The organism is Streptomyces sp. NPDC001492, from assembly GCF_053597275.1.
Map to the genome: position 1 here is coordinate 126,379 of NZ_JBSFHW010000019.1, position 16,495 is coordinate 142,873.

At 71.6% G+C, this 16,495-nt stretch carries 14 protein-coding genes; 11 read left to right on the top strand and 3 right to left on the bottom strand.

Translation table 11 applies throughout. From position 1 onward, the window contains the following. Nucleotides 1-21: 21 nt before the first annotated feature. Nucleotides 22-741, top strand: coding sequence for a TetR/AcrR family transcriptional regulator (locus ACWC1K_RS24205; protein ID WP_450834157.1), 720 nt, complete (start codon nt 22-24; stop codon nt 739-741). Here the strand turns inward: ACWC1K_RS24205 and ACWC1K_RS24210 are convergent. The 3 genes from ACWC1K_RS24210 to hmgA are packed head-to-tail and all read right to left on the bottom strand — an operon-like array spanning nt 738 to nt 4,068. Then, a complete protein-coding gene (locus tag ACWC1K_RS24210; RefSeq protein ID WP_450834159.1) occupies nt 738-1,898 on the bottom strand; it encodes a type ISP restriction/modification enzyme in 1,161 nt (386 codons plus the stop codon). The two genes, ACWC1K_RS24205 and ACWC1K_RS24210, sit on opposite strands and share 4 nt — an antisense overlap. A 40-nt stretch (nt 1,899-1,938) precedes the next feature. Further along, nucleotides 1,939-2,688: a GntR family transcriptional regulator gene (locus ACWC1K_RS24215; RefSeq protein WP_450834161.1), complete on the bottom strand. Its 750-nt coding sequence runs from the start codon at nt 2,686-2,688 to the stop codon at nt 1,939-1,941. 27 nt (nt 2,689-2,715) lie between these two features. Continuing rightward, nucleotides 2,716-4,068, bottom strand: a complete 1,353-nt coding sequence (hmgA, locus tag ACWC1K_RS24220) for a homogentisate 1,2-dioxygenase (protein ID WP_450834163.1) — start codon at nt 4,066-4,068, stop codon at nt 2,716-2,718. A gap of 157 nt (nt 4,069-4,225) precedes the next feature. Here hmgA and ACWC1K_RS24225 point away from each other — a divergent pair, with 157 nt between their 5' ends. From ACWC1K_RS24225 to ACWC1K_RS24270, 10 genes are all read left to right on the top strand, one after another. Then, nucleotides 4,226-4,831 (top strand): hypothetical protein, encoded by a 606-nt coding sequence (locus ACWC1K_RS24225; RefSeq protein ID WP_450834165.1) that lies wholly within the window; start codon nt 4,226-4,228, stop codon nt 4,829-4,831. Next, nucleotides 4,828-5,445 carry a TetR family transcriptional regulator gene (locus ACWC1K_RS24230; protein ID WP_450834166.1) on the top strand — a complete coding sequence of 206 codons (618 nt, stop codon included), beginning with the start codon at nt 4,828-4,830 and terminating at the stop codon, nt 5,443-5,445. The genes ACWC1K_RS24225 and ACWC1K_RS24230 overlap by 4 nt, the downstream gene beginning before the upstream one ends. A 128-nt stretch (nt 5,446-5,573) precedes the next feature. Next, nucleotides 5,574-7,826, top strand: a complete 2,253-nt coding sequence (locus ACWC1K_RS24235) for a molybdopterin oxidoreductase family protein (RefSeq protein ID WP_450834168.1) — start codon at nt 5,574-5,576, stop codon at nt 7,824-7,826. Nucleotides 7,827-7,960: 134 nt separating this feature from the next. Continuing rightward, complete coding sequence (locus ACWC1K_RS24240) at nt 7,961-9,364, top strand: CitMHS family transporter (protein WP_450834170.1); 1,404 nt, start codon at nt 7,961-7,963, stop codon at nt 9,362-9,364. A 55-nt stretch (nt 9,365-9,419) separates the two neighbouring features. Continuing rightward, nucleotides 9,420-10,664 carry an MFS transporter gene (locus ACWC1K_RS24245; RefSeq protein WP_450834171.1) on the top strand — a complete coding sequence of 415 codons (1,245 nt, stop codon included), beginning with the start codon at nt 9,420-9,422 and terminating at the stop codon, nt 10,662-10,664. A gap of 102 nt (nt 10,665-10,766) precedes the next feature. Next, on the top strand, nt 10,767-11,411 hold the full coding sequence (locus ACWC1K_RS24250; protein ID WP_450834173.1) for a hypothetical protein: 645 nt from the start codon (nt 10,767-10,769) through the stop codon (nt 11,409-11,411). Between the two features lie 136 nt (nt 11,412-11,547). Beyond that, nucleotides 11,548-12,195 carry a class F sortase gene (locus tag ACWC1K_RS24255; RefSeq protein WP_450834175.1) on the top strand — a complete coding sequence of 216 codons (648 nt, stop codon included), beginning with the start codon at nt 11,548-11,550 and terminating at the stop codon, nt 12,193-12,195. A gap of 192 nt (nt 12,196-12,387) precedes the next feature. Next, nucleotides 12,388-13,731: an ABC transporter ATP-binding protein gene (locus ACWC1K_RS24260; RefSeq protein ID WP_450834177.1), complete on the top strand. Its 1,344-nt coding sequence runs from the start codon at nt 12,388-12,390 to the stop codon at nt 13,729-13,731. A 207-nt stretch (nt 13,732-13,938) separates the two neighbouring features. Beyond that, the gene (locus ACWC1K_RS24265) at nt 13,939-15,327 is read left to right on the top strand and encodes an aldehyde dehydrogenase family protein (RefSeq protein WP_450834179.1); all 1,389 of its coding nucleotides are present in this window, start codon (nt 13,939-13,941) and stop codon (nt 15,325-15,327) included. A gap of 11 nt (nt 15,328-15,338) precedes the next feature. Then, nucleotides 15,339-16,421, top strand: a complete 1,083-nt coding sequence (locus ACWC1K_RS24270) for a zinc-binding dehydrogenase (protein WP_450834180.1) — start codon at nt 15,339-15,341, stop codon at nt 16,419-16,421. The last annotated feature ends 74 nt before the right edge of the window (nt 16,422-16,495 follow it).

The window sequence follows — 16,495 nt, forward strand, 5'->3', positions numbered from 1 at the left end:
TGGTGGGCGAGGTGATGATCGATGGCGGGCCGAGCGGCGGTACCCGAAGTGATCTGGGCTCGTCCCGAGCGGACGGGCCGGGGGCCGAGACCGGCCTACACACGGGCCGACATCGCGGCGGCGGCGGTGAAGGTCGCCGACGAGGGCGGGCTGGACGCGGTGTCGATGCGGCACGTCGCGGCCGAACTGGGCTGCGGGACCATGTCGCTGTACAACTACGTCCCCCGCAAGGAGGACCTGTACGAGCTGATGGTGGACGCGGTCAGCGGCGAGCACGAGCTGTGGGAGCCGTCGGGGGACTGGCGGGGCGACATGATGAGGGTGGCTCGTCAGACCCGCTCGCTGATGCACCGGCATCCCTGGCTGCCGCGGCTGATGTCACCCGTGTACGGGTTCAGCCCGAACGCCCTGCGGTACCTGGAGCACTGTCTGGCCTGTCTGGATCCGCTCGAAGGCATGAAGTACGGAATGAAGATGCAGTTGGTCGCGCTGCTCAACGGCGTCGTGACGATGTACGTGGCCAATGAACTGGCCACGGCCGAGCGGACGCGGAACCTGCCGTGGTCGGAGGAGCAGGAGAACGCGGTGCGGATCGCGTATCTGGGAGGCCAGGTCGCGAGCGGGGCGTATCCACGGATGGCCGCGGCGTTCACGGAGGATCCCGGGCCGATCGATCTGGACGCCGTCTTCGAGCTCGCGCTGGAGCGGGTGCTCGACGGGTTCGATCCCGAAAGGCACTAGATCAACGCGAACTGGCCTTCCGGGCCTTCCTCGTGGTGATCGAGGACGGACGCCGGCTTCCGCGCCGCCTCCGGGGCCGGGAACACCCCCGCCTTGTGCAGGTCGGAAGCCGTGATGGGTGCCGTCACCGTCAACTCATCCTGTTGTGGCCGCAGTTCGGCCAACAGGGCCAATACCGTGATCAGCTCCAGCAGCTCCGACGTCCAGGTCTGCGGCCAGGCCGTCGGACGGATCGCGGCCAGCGTCCTCGGCTCCGCCTCCGCCGTCCGTGTCGCGAACCACTGCTCCAGGACCCGGACGCCGGACGCCTCGAAGTCCCAGGCCTCCGGTGGCACCGGGGAGATGCGGCCCTCGTCGAGCAGCAGGGTTTCCTCCTCGCGGTCGTAGGCGATCGTGAGGGGACGGGAGGGCAGCGGGGCGCGGACGTAGGGGCGGCGGCCTCCCGGGAGTCTGGGGCGGTCGCCGTTGCGGCGCATCAGCCAGAGGATGCGGCGGCCCAACTCCACGCCGTGCGACCAGAGTTCGGCGTCCTCGGTGAGGGGGACCGTCAGGTCCGGGCGTACGGCCGCCAGAACCCAGGCGAGCAAGTCCGGCGGGGTGGGGGAGTGGCCGAGGCGGGTGCTCAAGTGGTCCAGCAGGCCCGGGACCAGGTTGGGTTCCGTGCCGCCCGGGCGGCGGTAGAGCGGGCGGATGCGGCCGGGGCGCAGGAGGGGGAGGCGTGAGGTGGCCAGAAGGTGCGGACCGGTGCTTCCCGTGGGCGTCTCGGCGACGAACACCTGGTGTTCGTCCGCCACCCGCCACAGCTCGGGGCGGGCCGTGTCGATCAGGCGGTGGTCGGGGATCAGCCACTGTTCGTCGAAGGGCGCGTGCAGGACGCGCACCGGCTCGGGGCAGGGATCCGACGTGTGGATCAGTTTCTCCGTGCCGCTCGACTGGCCCGGCAGTTGGCCGACCGCCGAGCGCAGGGTGCGCGAACGGCTCGGCTCGAACAGGGCCTCGCGGTCCGGTCCCTCGGCCTTCAGCAGGGCGTCCCAGCGAGCCTTGAGGGATGCGGCGTCGGGGCCCGTCGGCCACCCCCGGCCGAGCCGCGGCGGTGCGACGGACCACGGCATGAGGTCCGCGAGCAGCGGAGCGTCGTCGTGCGTCACGCTGGGCATCGTACGACGTGCCGCCGACAGGCAGCGGGGGCCGGTGATGTCATGTGGCGTCCAGGGTCACCGTGAAGGAGAAGCGGTCGCCGCGGTAGTGGATGACGGCCACGTCCAGGACGCGTCCGTCCCCGTCGTAGGTGACGCCCGTGTAGTGCAGGATCGGGCTGAGCAGCGGGACTTGGAGCAGGCGGGCCGTCTCCGGGTCGGCCAGGCGGGCCTCCACGGTGTCCGTGATACGGCTGATGTCCGCCCGGACGATGTCCCGCAGCACCTTGGTCATCGGCCGGCGCACCAGGTCGGCGGGGTCGAAGCGGGCGGCCAGTTCGGGACGGACGTAGTTGCGGGCGTGGTTGGTCGGCTCGCCCGTCTTCTCTTCGCTGCGCAGCCGGTGGTACGTGGCCACCTCGCCGGTCTCGGGGAAGTACTCGGCGAGTTCGGGCGGCACGGGCGCGCTGCCGTGGTCCAGCAGCTCCGTCACCATCCCGGACTGCTGGGCCACGATCGCGTCCACCGAGCCGAGCAGCCGGACCGGGGCACCCCTCAGGGCGTCGGGCTCGATGAACGTGCCCCGGCGGCGGTGGCGCGTGATCAGGCCCTCGTCCTCCAGCTCCTTCAGCGCCTGCCGCATGGTCAGCACGCTCACCCCGTAGTGCCCCGCCAGCTGCTCCTCCGTGGGCAGCCGCAGCGGATCCTGCGGCGAGCGGCCGAGTATCGAGGCGCGCAGGGACTGCGACACCTGGTACCAGAGCGGCAGCTTGCGGTTCAGGACGATCGAGTCCGGGGCGAAGGAGGTCACGGGCCTATCCGTACCGGTCGTACGCGATCAGTGCAATGGGCGGAAATGCCGCTCGAGGCCCTGCCACACGTCGTCGTAGCGCTGCTGAAGGTGCTCCGCGCCCGCCGCCTGCGGCGTGAGCGTCACCGGCCAGCGGGTCTCGAACATGAACGCCAGCCCGTCGTCCACCTTCTGCGGCTTCAGCTCGGCCGCGCTCGCCCGGTCGAAGGTCTCCCGGTCGGGGCCGTGCGCCGACATCATGTTGTGCAGCGAGCCGCCGCCCGGCACGAAGCCCTCGGCCTTGGCGTCGTAGGCGCCCTCGATCAGGCCCATGTACTCGCTCATCACGTTCCGGTGGAAGTACGGCGGCCGGAAGGTGTCCTCGCCCACCAGCCAGCGCGGCGCGAAGACGACGAAGTCGACGCCGGCCAGGCCCGGGGTGTCGGAGGGCGAGGTCAGCACCGTGAAGATCGACGGGTCGGGGTGGTCGTAGGAGATGCTCCCGATGACGTTGAAACGGCGCAGGTCGTAGACGTACGGGACGTGGTTGCCGTGCCAGGCGACCACGTCGAGCGGCGAGTGGTCGTAGACGGCGGTCCAGAGGTTGCCGCAGAACTTGTTCACCACCTCCACCGGCCCCTCGTCGTCCTCGTACGCGGCGACGGGGGCCCGGAAGTCGCGGGTGTTGGCGAGGCCGTTGGCGCCGATCGGGCCCAGGTCGGGGAGGTGGAAGGGGGCGCCGTAGTTCTCGCACACATAACCGCGGGCTGAGGGATCCAGCAGCTCCACACGGAAGCGCACCCCACGAGGAATCAGCGCCACATGTCCCGGCTCCACATGCAGCAGCCCGAACTCCGTGCGCAGCAGCAGCCCGCCGCGCTCCGGGACGATCAGCAGCTCGCCGTCCGCGTCGCTGAAGACGCGCTCCATCGAGGAGTTGGCGTGGTACAGGTGCACGGCCATGCCGGTGCGCTGGGTGGCGTCGCCGTTGCCGCCCAGGGTCCACAGTCCGGCCAGGAAGTCCGTCCCGGCCGGGGGCTCGGGCAGCGGGTTCCAGCGCAGCCGGTTCGGGTCGGGGACCGACTCGGTGAACGGGGCCGTACGGATCGCACCGTTGTCCGTGCGTGTGAACGCCGGGTGCGCGGCCGACGGGCGGATGCGGTAGAGCCAGGAGCGGCGGTTGTGGGCCCGCGGCTCGGTGAACGCCGTACCGCTGAGCTGTTCCGCGTACAGCCCGAGCGGCGCGCGCTGTGGCGCGTTGCGGCCCACGGGCAGGGCGCCGGGCACGGCCTCGGAGCTGTGCTCGTTGCCGAAACCGGAGAGGTAGGCCAGCCCCTCGGCCGTCTTGCGCGCTCCCCCACGCTCGAACCCGCTCGCGCGGGAGGTGCCCCCATCGCTCATCATCGCTCCCTTGCGACTGCCTTCTGATTCCTATGTATCACCGTAGGATTGCGGTTTCGCGGGCGCAAGGGGGTCGAGGGGCCTCCTCATCAGGGAGGAACGAGAACCAGACTCCAGGGGGATCCGAGTGTCGGAGGGGTGTTCTAGTCTCCCGGGCATGTCGTGGACGCGGGGTCTTCCAGCCGCGCTCGCGGTCTGTGTCCTGCTGGTGACCGGATCCGTGAGCTGCGGCTCCAGTGATGCGCACGAGGGGAAGAACGGCGATTCGATCTCGCCGGTCGGCAAGCTGCTGGACGACACGGACAAGCAGGGGCGGCACTACCGTGAAGTGAAGAAGAAGGGCGCGCCCGAGGTCGGGATCGAGGTGCAGCCGGACTCCGGCAGCGCCTGGGACGTGTATCTGACCGTCCACAACTTCCGCTTCTCCCAGGGCGGCACGAAGGCGCGCGCGACGGCCGGCCGCGGTCTCGCGTACGTCTTCGTCGACGACCGGCTCGTCACCCGGCTCCGCGGCCTCACCTGCCGCCTCCCGGCCAGGTTCGTGCCGCGCGGCACGCACCACGTCACCGCCCGGCTGTACGCCGACGACGGCACCGTATGGGCCGTACAGGGACGCCCCGTGGAGAGCACGGCCGACATCACGGTCTCGGAGGCGGCGGGCACACCGAGTGCCACTCCGGGGGCGACGGCACTGGGTGCATCCGGCACCTATGTGCGTGGCGGGGGGCGAGGTTCACCGGAGCGCTCCGGAACGGCATCATGAAGCCTGTGCCCCACGCGACATCGCTACGCCGAGCCCCCGTGCAGCGACGCAGTGCCGAACGGCTGACCCGGATCCTGGACGCCTGCGCCGACCTCCTCGACGAGGTCGGCTACGACGACCTGAGCACCCGGGCCGTGGCCCTGCGCGCCGGAGTCCCCATCGGCTCGGTCTACCGCTTCTTCGGCAACAAGCGCCAGATGGCCGACGCCCTCGCCCAGCGCAACCTGGAACGCTTCACCGAGCAGGTCACCGAGCGGCTGCGATCCGCGGGCGACGGCGGCTGGCGCTCGGCGATGGACGCCGTCCTCGACGAGTACCTGGCCATGAAGCGCACCGCGCCCGGCTTCTCCCTCGTGGACTTCGGCAACCAGATCCCGGTCGGCGCCCGCGGCGCGGAACCCAACACCCGGGTCGCCGACCGTCTCACCGATCTGCTCTCCGGTTACCTCGACCGGGAGCCGGACGACGACCTGCGTCGCACCTTCCTGATCGCCGTGGAGACCGCCGACACCCTGGTCCACCTGGCCTTCCGGGTGGCCCCTGAGGGCGACGAGAAGATCATCGAGGAGGCGCGGGAGCTGCTGCGGGCCTATCTGGCGCGCGTGCTGGACTGAGATCCCGCCCGGTCGCGGGCCAGCGGATTTCCGACCTCACCCCCGGAGAGGCCTCCCCCTCGTGCATACCGGTCGGTATGCTCGGCCGCACAGTACGAGCGTCACCGTCGCCGCCACCGGGAGGACCCGTGTCCCGCACCGCCCTGCGAATCTGCCCCCTGTGCGAGGCCACCTGCGGGCTGACCCTCACCATCGAGGGCACCCGCGTCACCGGCGCCCGCGGTGACCGCGAGGACGTCTTCAGCAAGGGGTTCATCTGCCCCAAGGGCGCCTCCTTCGGCGCCGTCGACGGCGACCCCGACCGGCTGCGCACGCCGCTCGTGCGCAAGGACGGCGAGCTGCGCGAGGCCACCTGGGAGGAGGCCTTCGACGCGGTCGCCGCCGGCATCCGGCCGGTCGTCGAGCGCTACGGCCCGAACGCCGTCGGGGTCGTCCTCGGCAACCCGAACGTGCACACCATGGCCGGTGCCCTCTACCCGCCGGTGCTGCTCGCCGGCCTCGGCACCCGCAGCGTCTTCACCGCGTCCACGGTCGACCAGATGCCCAAGCACGTCTCCAGCGGACTCCTCTACGGCGACGCCAACGCCATCCCGGTGCCGGACCTGGACCACACCGACCATCTGCTCCTGATCGGCGCCAACCCCCTGGAGTCCAACGGGAGTCTGTGCACCGCCGCCGACTTCCCCGGCAAGCTCAAGGCCCTCAAGGCGCGCGGCGGCCACCTCACCGTCATCGACCCGCGCCGCACCCGCACCGCGGCGCTCGCCGACCGGCACCTCGCGATCCGCCCCGGCACCGACGCGCTGCTCCTCGCGGCGATGGCGTACGCCCTGTTCGAGGAAGACCTCGTCGACACCGGGGAGCTGGCCCCGCATCTCCAGGGCCTGGACGAACTGCGCGCGGCCGTCCAGGACTTCAGCCCCGAAGCCGTCGCCGGCGCCTGCGACGTGGACGCCCCGACGATCCGCACCCTGGCCCGCGAACTCGCCGCCGCCCCCACCGCCGCCGTGTACGGCCGCATCGGCAGCTGCACCGTCCCGCACGGCACCCTGGCCAGCTGGCTCGTCGATGTCCTCAATGTCCTCACCGGCAACCTCGACCGCCCCGGCGGCGCCCTCTTCCCGCAGGCCGCCACCGACCGCACACCCCGCCCCGCCGGACCGAGCCACGGCTTCACGCTCGCCCGCTGGCACTCCCGGGTGAGCGGGCACCCCGAGGCGAAGGGCGAGTTGCCGCTGTCCGCGCTCGCCGAGGAGATCGACACCGCGACCGAGGAGGGCGTGCCGATCCGCGCCCTCGTCACCTCCGCCGCCAACCCCGTGCTCTCGGCGCCCGACGGCGACCGCCTCGACAAGGCCCTGGACTCCCTGGACTTCATGGTCAGCATCGACCCGTACCTGAACGAGACCACGCGCCACGCGACCGTCGTGCTGCCCCCGCCCCCGCCCTCGCAGAGCCCGCACCACGACTTCGCCTTCAACACCCTCGCCGTACGCAACCAGGTCCGCTACACCCGCCCCGCCGTCCCCCTGGAGCCCGGCCGCCTGCCCGAGACCGAGATCTTCGCCCGGCTGATCCTGGCCGCCACCGGCATGCACGGCGCGGACCCGTCCGCCGTCGACGAGCTGGTCATCGGGCAGACCCTGGGCAAGGCGGTCAAGGAGCCCTGGTCGCCCGTGCACGGCCGCGACCCGAAGGAACTCGCCGCCCAGCTCACCGGCGTGAGCGGCCCCGAGCGGCGGCTCGACATGATGCTGCGCCTCGGCCCCTACGGCGACGGCTTCGGCGCACGGCCGGACGGGCTGAGCCTGGAGCGGCTGCTCGCGCATCCGCACGGCATCGACCTCGGTCCGCTGCGGTCGCGTCTGCCGCAGCCGCTGAAGACCAGGAGCGGCAAGGTCGAGCTGCTGCCGCAGCCGATCGCGGACGATCTGCCGCGGCTGCGGGCGGCCCTGGACCGGCTCCCGGACGACCTCGTCCTCGTCGGCCGCCGGCATCTGCGCTCCAACAACAGCTGGATGCACAACGTCCCGGCCCTCACCGGCGGCACGAACCGCTGCACCCTGCACATCCACCCCGAGGACGCCGAGCGGCTCGGCGTGCGGGACGGGGCGGCCGTACGGGTCAAGGGCGCCGGGGGAGAGGTGACCGCTCCCGCCGAGGTCACGGACGCGGTGCGGCCGGGCGTGGTGAGCCTGCCGCACGGCTGGGGCCACGACCGGCCCGGCACCCGGATGAGCCACGCCGCCACCGACCCCGGGGTCAACGTCAACCAGCTCCTCGACGGCAGCCTGCTCGACCCGCTGTCGGGCAACGCGGTCCTCAACGGAGTGCCGGTGGAAATCGCCGCCGTGTCCGAAAAGCTCAGCCCTGTGACCTGAGCAAAGCCGTGACCTGCAGTTTCGCGCTTATTGCTCACGCATCAACGTCTTGTTAACGCTGTTTGAACGGACCTAACGTTCCTCGCACCGCCTGCCCGGTGGGATGTTCAAGGGCGAACGTTAGGTATCCACTCATGCTGACCATCCTCGGCTTTGCCATGATCGCGACCTTCCTGGTCCTGATCATGCTGAAGAAGATGTCGCCGATCGCGGCGCTCGTGCTGATCCCGGCACTGTTCTGTGTCTTCGTCGGTAAGGGCGCCAAGCTGGGCGACTACGTCATCGACGGCGTCACCGGACTCGCGCCCACCGCGGCGATGCTCATGTTCGCGATCGTCTACTTCGGTGTGATGATCGACGTCGGCCTCTTCGACCCGATCGTCCGGGGAATCCTGAAGTTCTGCAAGGCCGACCCGCTCAGGATCGTCGTCGGTACGGCCGTCCTCGCGGCGATCGTGTCGCTCGACGGCGACGGCTCGACCACCTTCATGATCACCGTCTCGGCGATGTACCCGCTGTACAAGCGCCTGAGGATGAGCCTGGTCGTGATGACCGGTGTCGCTGCGATGGCCAACGGCGTGATGAACACCCTGCCGTGGGGCGGCCCGACCGCCCGCGCCGCGACCGCGCTGAAGCTGGACGCGAGCGACATCTTCGTCCCGATGATCCCGGCGCTCGCCATGGGGCTGCTGTTCGTCTTCGGTCTCGCGTACGTGCTCGGGCGCCGTGAGCGGAAGCGGCTCGGTGTGCTCACGCTGGACGAGGTGCTGGTCGAGGAGAAGGAGACCGAGACGGTCCTCGTGGGCGCCGGCTCCGGCAACGGCCAGGACGTCAGGCGCACCGGCGGCTCCGGCTCCGGCACCGACGCGGACCTCCCCGCGGACGAGGACGACGGCTTCCAGGGCCTCGACCCCGACCGGCCCACCCTGCGCCCCAAGCTGTACTGGTTCAACGCGGTGCTCACGGTGGCCCTGCTCACCGCCATGATCATGGAGTGGCTGCCGATCCCGGTGCTGTTCCTGCTCGGTGCGGCCCTGGCGCTCACCGTCAACTTCCCGCACATGCCCGACCAGAAGGCCCGCCTCGGCGCGCACGCGGAGAACGTCCTCAACGTCTCCGGCATGGTCTTCGCCGCCGCCGTCTTCACCGGCGTCCTTCAGGGCACGGGCATGGTGGGCAGCATGGCCAAGTGGCTGGTGGACAACATCCCGGACGGGATGGGCCCGCACATGGCCTTCGTCACCGGCATCCTCAGCATCCCGCTGACGTACTTCATGTCGAACGACGGCTTCTACTTCGGCATCCTCCCGGTGCTCGCCGAGGCCGGACAGGCCCACGGCGTCTCGTCCCTGGAGATCGCCCGCGCCTCGCTCATCGGTCAGCCGCTGCACATGTCGAGCCCGCTCGTGCCGGCCGTGTACGTCCTGGTCGGCATGGCCAAGGTGGAGTTCGGCGACCACACCAGGTTCGTGGTCAAGTGGGCCGCGCTCACCTCACTCGTCGTCCTCGGGGCAGGGATCCTCTTCGGCATCATCTGAGCGTCCGCGCAAGGCGATTCGGCTTCCGGACAAGGGCATTCAGGAGGATCCGCACATGGGGCCCGGCAGGAACCGCGGCTGGCTGCTACGTCTCGTCATCGCCTTCGGCTTCACGCAGGGGGCGGTGTCCATGGCCCGGCCCGCCGTCTCCTACCGGGCCCTCGCGCTGGGCGCCGACGAGCGGGCGGTCGGCGTCATCGCGGGTGTGTACGCGCTGCTGCCGCTCTTCGCCGCGATACCGCTGGGCCGCCGCACCGACCACGGCCGCTGCGCACCCCTGCTGCCGGTCGGCGTGGTCCTGATAGCGGGCGGCTGCGCGCTCAGCGGACTCGCCGGCTCCCTGTGGGCGATGGCGCTGTGGAGCGCAGTGATGGGCCTCGGCCATCTCTGTTTCGTGATCGGCGCCCAGTCGCTCGTCGCCCGCCAGTCCGCCCCGCACGAACAGGACCGCAACTTCGGTCACTTCACCATCGGTGTCTCGCTCGGTCAGCTGGTCGGCCCGATCGCGGCGGGCGCACTGATCGGCGGCCCGGACATGGTGGGCACCAGCGCGCTTGCCCTCGGGGTGGCCGGTGCGGGAGCCGCGGTCGCGTTCACCTCGCTGTGGCGCATCGAGGACCGGACGGCTGTCAAGTCCCGTACCGGGCAAGGCGGTCAGGTCCCCGTCGGCAGCATCCTGCGGGCCCGGGGCGTGCCCGCCGGCATGCTGATCAGCCTCTCCGTGCTGTCCGCGACCGACATCCTCACCGCCTATCTGCCGGTGGTCGGCGAACAGCGGGGCATCGCACCCTCGGTGATCGGGGTGCTGCTCAGCCTGCGCGCGGGCGCCACCATCGTCTGCCGGCTCGTCCTGACCCCGCTGCTGCGGCTGCTCGGCCGTCCGGTGCTGCTCACCGTGACCTGCCTGCTGGCGGCCGTGCTGTGCGCCGGGATCGCGCTGCCGATGCCGGTGTGGGCGCTCGGCCTGGTGCTGGCCGCCCTCGGGTTCTGCCTCGGCGTCGGGCAGCCGCTGTCCATGACGACCGTTGTCCAGGCGGCCCCGGTCGGCGCCCGCTCCACGGCCCTCGCCCTGCGTCTGACCGGCAACCGGCTGGGCCAGGTCGCCGCGCCGGCCGCCGCGGGTCTGGTCGCGGGGGTCGCCGGTGTGGCGGCGCCCTTCGTGATGCTCGGGGCCCTGCTGTTGTTCTCGGCGGGCAGTGCCCTGCGCGCGCCGGCCACTCCGGGCGGCGGTCAGGTGGCGGGCGCTGCTCCGGGCGGGCGCCCGGCCGACGCTCCTTTGCGCCGGTCGAGGGATATCTGACGGCGAGTCGGGTGGTGCTGCCGCAACACGCCGGGCGGATGTGAAAGAGAGTCAGATGAAAGAGCGATTTGTATGAAAATCGTCTGACTCGGAGGAACGTCCATGCGCACCTTGCTGCCCCCGTCCGCCGGTGCCCGTCTCGGCGCGGCGGCCTTCACCGTACTCACCGTTGCCGGCGCCTCCTGGTCCGCGACGACGGCCGCCGTGGCCGCCCCCGGCGACGGTGCCGACATCAGGATCCACGGTGAGCGAGTGCCCTACGGAGTCACGAAGGACGACCCCGTGGTCTGCAAGTTCTATCTCGACGCCGCGAACTTCGGCGACCTGACGACCGTCTCCTACACCATCACGGCGCAGCCCCCGCTGCCCACCGCGGCCACCGTGAGCGGCACGATCTCCCTGGCCGGCGGGGCCGGTCACACCGACATTCTCGGGCTGGCCGACGGCAAGTACACACTCCAGTGGATCGTGCCGCCGACCACGCCGCCCACGACACCCGTCCCGCCCAAGCAAAAGATCTTCAGCGTCGACTGTCACGGCAGGCACGACCGGGGGCAGGCGGGCCCGAGTCACACGATCGAGGACCACGGGCCGAAGGGCGGCGTCCACGCGGGCGGCGGCGGCCTCGTCGACACCATGCAGGCGTACACCCCGCTGGGCGCGGCCGGAGGCGTCGGGCTGGTCGCCGTCGGTGCGGCCGTGTACGTCCGGACGCTGCTGCGCCGCCGCTCCCACGGTGCCGAGTAGGACCTGTCCGGCGCCCCCCGCCGGGGGAGTGCGTGCCAGACCCCACGGCGCCGGCACGGTCCGCCGGCCAGGTCCCCGGCGCAGGCGCCGCAGGCCCTGGCACCGGACCCGCGCCTACCGCCTCACCAGGACGGCCATGATCGTGGCCGCCCTGGTGACGGTCTTCCGGTACGGGGGGCATCACCACCACCCGACCGAGTCCGTCCGGGCCGGGGCCCCGCCGCCCGCCGAGGCGCCGGCCGAACCGGTCCCGGGTCCCGCCGACGGGCGTCCCCGGGCCTCCGAGCCGGCCGCGCCCGCACGACCCGCCCCACCGCCCCGGCCACTGCCCCGGTCACCGGCGACCGCCCTGCGCGTACCGTCCCTGGGCATCGACGCGCCGGTCGTCGGGGTGCGGGTCGGCGCCGACCGCCAGCTGGAGACCCCACCGCTCGACAGACCCAGGCTCGTCGGCTGGTACCAGGACGGGCCCGCACCGGGCGAGACCGGCACCGCCGTCGCCGTCGGCCATCGCGACACGAGGACCGGCGCCGCGGTCTTCGCCGCCCTCGCACAGGTGCACCCCGGAGGACGGATCGAGGTCCGGCGCGCCGACCGCCGCATCGCCGTCTACACCGTGGACCGCGTACGGGTCTTCGACAAGGACCACTTCCCCGACAAGGAGGTGTACGGCCCGAGTTCACGCCCCGAGCTGCGGGTGCTGACCTGCGGCGGCCTGTTCACGCGCAGGACCGGCTACAGCAGCAACGTCGTCGTGTTCGCCCATCTGACGGCGACCCGCTGACCCGGGACGCCCCCTCCGCACCGCCCCGCCCTTTTTCTCACTGGGCGGAACGAAGGACCGGATTCCGTCAGGTGTCTTCCCTCCGGCGCGTACGGTCCGTTAACTTCCGTGACTCACAGCCCGTGCGACCCGTACGGGCCGTTCGACCGCGGAGCCTCAGGACTCGCTCAGTACGCCCTCGGGGGCAGTGCCATGACACGCGCCATCTCTCTGCACGACGTGAGCAAGACCTACACGCGAGGCGTTCGCGTGGTGGACCGGCTGTCGCTGGACATCCGCCCCGGCGAATTCCTCGTGCTGCTCGGGCCGTCCGGCTGCGGCAAGTCCACCGTGCTGCGCATGATCGCCGGGCTGGAGGAGATCACGGAGGGCCGGCTGCTGCTGGACGGCGAGCACTCCAACGAACTCCTCCCGTCCGAGCGGAACATGGCGATGGTGTTCCAGAACTTCGCCCTCTATCCGAACATGACGAGCCGCGGCAACATCGGCTTCCCGCTGCGCGTCGAGAACCCCGGCGAGGACCCGCGCCCGCGTGTGGACGCCACCGCCCGGATGCTCGGCATCGAGGACCTCCTCGACCGCTTCCCCAGCCAGCTCTCCGGCGGCGAGCGCCAGCGCGTCGCCATGGGCCGCGCCATCGCCCGCCACCCCTCGGCCTTCCTGATGGACGAGCCGCTGTCCAACCTCGACGCCAAGCTCCGCAACCACCTGCGGGCCGAGATCTCCAAGCTCACCCGGGAGCTGGGCGTCACCACGGTCTACGTCACCCACGACCAGGCCGAGGCCATGTCGCTGGGCGACCGGGTCGCCGTACTGCGCGGCGGGGTGCTCCAGCAGCTGGACACCCCGCGCACGGTCTACGCCCTGCCCCGCAACGTCTTCGTCGCCGCCTTCATCGGCACCCCGCGCATCAACCTGCTGCGCGGCCTGGTCCGCGCCCCGCTGGACGGCGCGATGACCATCAGCCTCGGCAAGCAGTATCTGCGGCTGCCCGAACCTCTTTCCCTGGACCACCAGTTGCTGCGGGTGCAGCAGGGCCGGGAGGTGATCGTCGGGCTGCGCTCGGAGGCCGTCCGCATCGCCAGGCACTCCTCCGCCCGCCCCGGTGAGGTGCCGATCACCGGCCTGGTGGAGCACGTGGAGTTCCAGGGCCACGAGATCCTCGTGCACTTCAACACCGGCTCCAAGCCCGCCGTCGTGCCGGACCTGGAGGCACCGCGTCCCGGCTCCCGCCCGTCCCGGCGCCGCCGGCGGGAGGGCGGGTCGACCGTGCTGGAGCGTCTGCGGGACCGGGCGGGGGCCCTCCGGGTCGGGCCTGTGGTGGTCATGGACGAGCCGGGGGACGGCGACGCGGCCGACCCCGCCACCGAAGCGCGGCTTCCGGGCGACCTGGTGGTGCGCACCACCCCCGACATCGAGTTGCGGCACGGGATGCAGGTGCCGCTGCTCGTCGACATCGCCCATCTGTTTGTCTTCGACCAGCATGGGGAGCGGATTTGTCCGGCTCCGGCGCGGTTGCCGGATTTGGAGAACTGAGGCTCCGTAGGGGGTGCCGGGTTCGGTTGTTCGGAATCTGCGGCGCCGTTGTGGCTGGTCGCGCCCACGCGGCGGAGCCGCATATCGATACAGCCCCGCGCCCCTTTAGGGCGGTGTCCGTCTGGCGGCTGAAAACTAACGTCGCTAGTTTATGTGCCTGTCGGTAGGTTTTGACGCGGACCACGCACCCCGCCCCGGAGGAGCACCATGAAGGCACACGACGGCCTGTACATCGACGGCGCTTGGCAGCCCGCCGCAGGTCAGGACGTGATCGATGTCGTGAATCCCGTCGACGAGCAGGTGATCGGGCGGGTCCCCGCGGGGACGGCAGCGGACGTGGACGCCGCCGTACGCGCCGCCCGCGCCGCCTTCCCCGCCTGGGCCGCGACCCCGCCCGCCGAGCGGGCCGCCCGGCTGTCCGCCCTGAGGGACGTCCTCGTCGCCCGCAAGGACGAGATCGCCGAGACGGTCACCGCCGAGCTCGGCTCGCCCCTGCCGTTCTCGCAGAACGTGCACGCGGCCGTGCCGATCGCGGTCGCGGGCTCCTACGCCGAACTGGCGGCGACGTACGCCTTCGAGGAGAAGGCCGGGAACTCGACCGTCTACCTGGAGCCGGTCGGCGTGGTCGGCGCGATCACGCCCTGGAACTATCCCCTGCACCAGATCGTCGCCAAGGTCGCCCCGGCCCTCGCGGCGGGCTGCACGGCGGTCCTGAAGCCCGCCGAGGACACCCCGCTCACCGCCCAGCTCTTCGCCGAGGCGGTCCACGAGGCGGGCGTTCCCGCGGGCGTCTTCAACCTGGTCACCGGCCGCGGCCCGGTCGCGGGCCAGGCCCTCGCCGAGCACCCGGGCGTCGACCTGGTCTCCTTCACCGGCTCCACCGCCGTCGGCCGGCAGATCGGCGCGACGGCGGGCGCCGCGATCAAGAAGGTCGCCCTGGAGCTGGGCGGCAAGTCCGCCAACGTCATCCTGCCGAGCGCCGACCTCGCCAAGGCGGTCAACGTCGGCGTCGCCAACGTCATGTCCAACTCCGGCCAGACGTGCAGCGCCTGGACCCGCATGCTCGTCCACCGGGACCAGTACGAGGAGGCGGTGGGGCTCGCGGCCACCGCCGCAGCCAAGTACGGCGACCGCATCGGACCGGTGGTCAGCGCCAAGCAGCAGACCCGGGTGCGCGGTTACATCGAGAAGGGTGTGGCGGAGGGCGCGCGGCTGGTCGCGGGAGGCGCCGAACCCCCGTGCGAGCAGGGCTACTTCGTCTCCCCGACGGTCTTCGCCGACGTCACCCCCGAGATGACCATCGCCCAGGAGGAGATCTTCGGCCCGGTCCTCTCCCTCCTCCGCTACGAGGACGAGGAGGACGCCCTGCGCATCGCCAACGGCACGGTCTACGGCCTCGCGGGCGCCGTCTGGGCGGGCGAGGAGGCAGAGGCGGTCGCCTTCGCACGCCGGATGGACACCGGACAGGTCGACATCAACGGCGGCCGCTTCAACCCCCTTGCCCCCTTTGGCGGTTACAAGCAGTCGGGCGTCGGCCGCGAACTCGGCACGCACGGCCTCGCCGAGTACCTCCAGACCAAGTCCCTGCAGTTCTGAGGAGCGTAGCCATGGTTCGCGCAGCAGTCCTTCCCGCCGTGGGCGCCCCCCTGGAGATCGCCGGCATCGACCTCCCCGACCCCGGCCCCGGTCAGGTCCGCGTCCGCCTCGCCGCCGCCGGGGTGTGCCACTCCGACCTGTCCCTGTCCGACGGCACCATGCGGGTGCCGGTCCCCGCCGTCCTCGGCCACGAGGGCGCGGGCACCGTCCTCGCCGTCGGCGAGGGCGTCGCACACGTCTCACCGGGCGACCAGGTCGTCCTCAACTGGGCGCCCTCCTGCGGCAGTTGCCACGCCTGCACGCTCGGCGAGGTGTGGCTGTGCGCCAACGCCCTGAACGGCGCCGCGGACGTGTACGCCCACCGTTCCTCCGACGGCTCCGACCTCCACCCCGGCCTGAACGTGGCCGCCTTCGCCGAGGAGACGGTCGTCTCCGCGGGCTGTGTCCTGCCCCTGCCGGAGGGGATCCCCCTCACGGACGCGGCCCTCCTGGGCTGCGCGGTGCTCACCGGCTACGGCGCCGTCCACCACTCGGCGCAGGTCCGGGAGGGCGAGACGGTGGCGGTGTACGGCGTCGGGGGAGTGGGCCTGGCCGCGCTCCAGGCGGCCCGGATCGCGGGCGCCGCACGCATCGTCGCCGTCGACGTCTCCCCGGAGAAGGAGGAGCTGGCGCGCGGCGCGGGCGCCACGGACTACGTCATCGCCTCCGACACGACGGCCCGCGAGATCCGCGGACTGACCGGCAAACAAGGCGTCGACGTGGCGATCGAATGCGTGGGCCGCGCGTCCACGATCCGCACGGCCTGGGACTCCACCCGCCGCGGCGGCCGCACGACGGTCGTCGGCATCGGCGGCAAGGACCAGCAGGTCACCTTCAACGCCCTGGAGATCTTCCACTGGGGCAGGACCCTGGCGGGCTGCGTGTACGGCAACTCGGACCCGGCGAGGGACCTCCCCGTACTGGCCGAACACGTACGGGCGGGCCGCCTGGACCTGGGCGCACTCGTGACGGAACGGATCGGCCTCGACGGCATCCCCGCCGCCTTCGAGAACATGCTGGCGGGCAAGGGCGGGCGGGCGCTGGTGGTGTTCTGAACCAAGTTGTACGGAGCATCCGGGGCCGCGGATGCTCCGTACAACCATCGTGCACACCCGTTGACCCCATACCG

Bases quoted from the DNA above. Each gene is read 5' to 3' on its own strand.
- ACWC1K_RS24250 (WP_450834173.1), top strand. From the start codon at position 10,767: ATGCGCACCTTGCTGCCCCCGTCCGCCGGTGCCCGTCTCGGCGCGGCG.
- ACWC1K_RS24225 (WP_450834165.1), top strand. From the start codon at position 4,226: ATGTCGTGGACGCGGGGTCTTCCAGCCGCGCTCGCGGTCTGTGTCCTG.
- ACWC1K_RS24255 (WP_450834175.1), top strand. From the start codon at position 11,548: ATGATCGTGGCCGCCCTGGTGACGGTCTTCCGGTACGGGGGGCATCAC.
- ACWC1K_RS24245 (WP_450834171.1), top strand. From the start codon at position 9,420: ATGGGGCCCGGCAGGAACCGCGGCTGGCTGCTACGTCTCGTCATCGCC.
- ACWC1K_RS24240 (WP_450834170.1), top strand. From the start codon at position 7,961: ATGCTGACCATCCTCGGCTTTGCCATGATCGCGACCTTCCTGGTCCTG.
- ACWC1K_RS24270 (WP_450834180.1), top strand. From the start codon at position 15,339: ATGGTTCGCGCAGCAGTCCTTCCCGCCGTGGGCGCCCCCCTGGAGATC.
- ACWC1K_RS24210 (WP_450834159.1), bottom strand. From the start codon at position 1,898: ATGCCCAGCGTGACGCACGACGACGCTCCGCTGCTCGCGGACCTCATG.
- ACWC1K_RS24260 (WP_450834177.1), top strand. From the start codon at position 12,388: ATGACACGCGCCATCTCTCTGCACGACGTGAGCAAGACCTACACGCGA.
- ACWC1K_RS24265 (WP_450834179.1), top strand. From the start codon at position 13,939: ATGAAGGCACACGACGGCCTGTACATCGACGGCGCTTGGCAGCCCGCC.
- hmgA (WP_450834163.1), bottom strand. From the start codon at position 4,068: ATGAGCGATGGGGGCACCTCCCGCGCGAGCGGGTTCGAGCGTGGGGGA.
- ACWC1K_RS24230 (WP_450834166.1), top strand. From the start codon at position 4,828: ATGAAGCCTGTGCCCCACGCGACATCGCTACGCCGAGCCCCCGTGCAG.
- ACWC1K_RS24205 (WP_450834157.1), top strand. From the start codon at position 22: ATGGCGGGCCGAGCGGCGGTACCCGAAGTGATCTGGGCTCGTCCCGAG.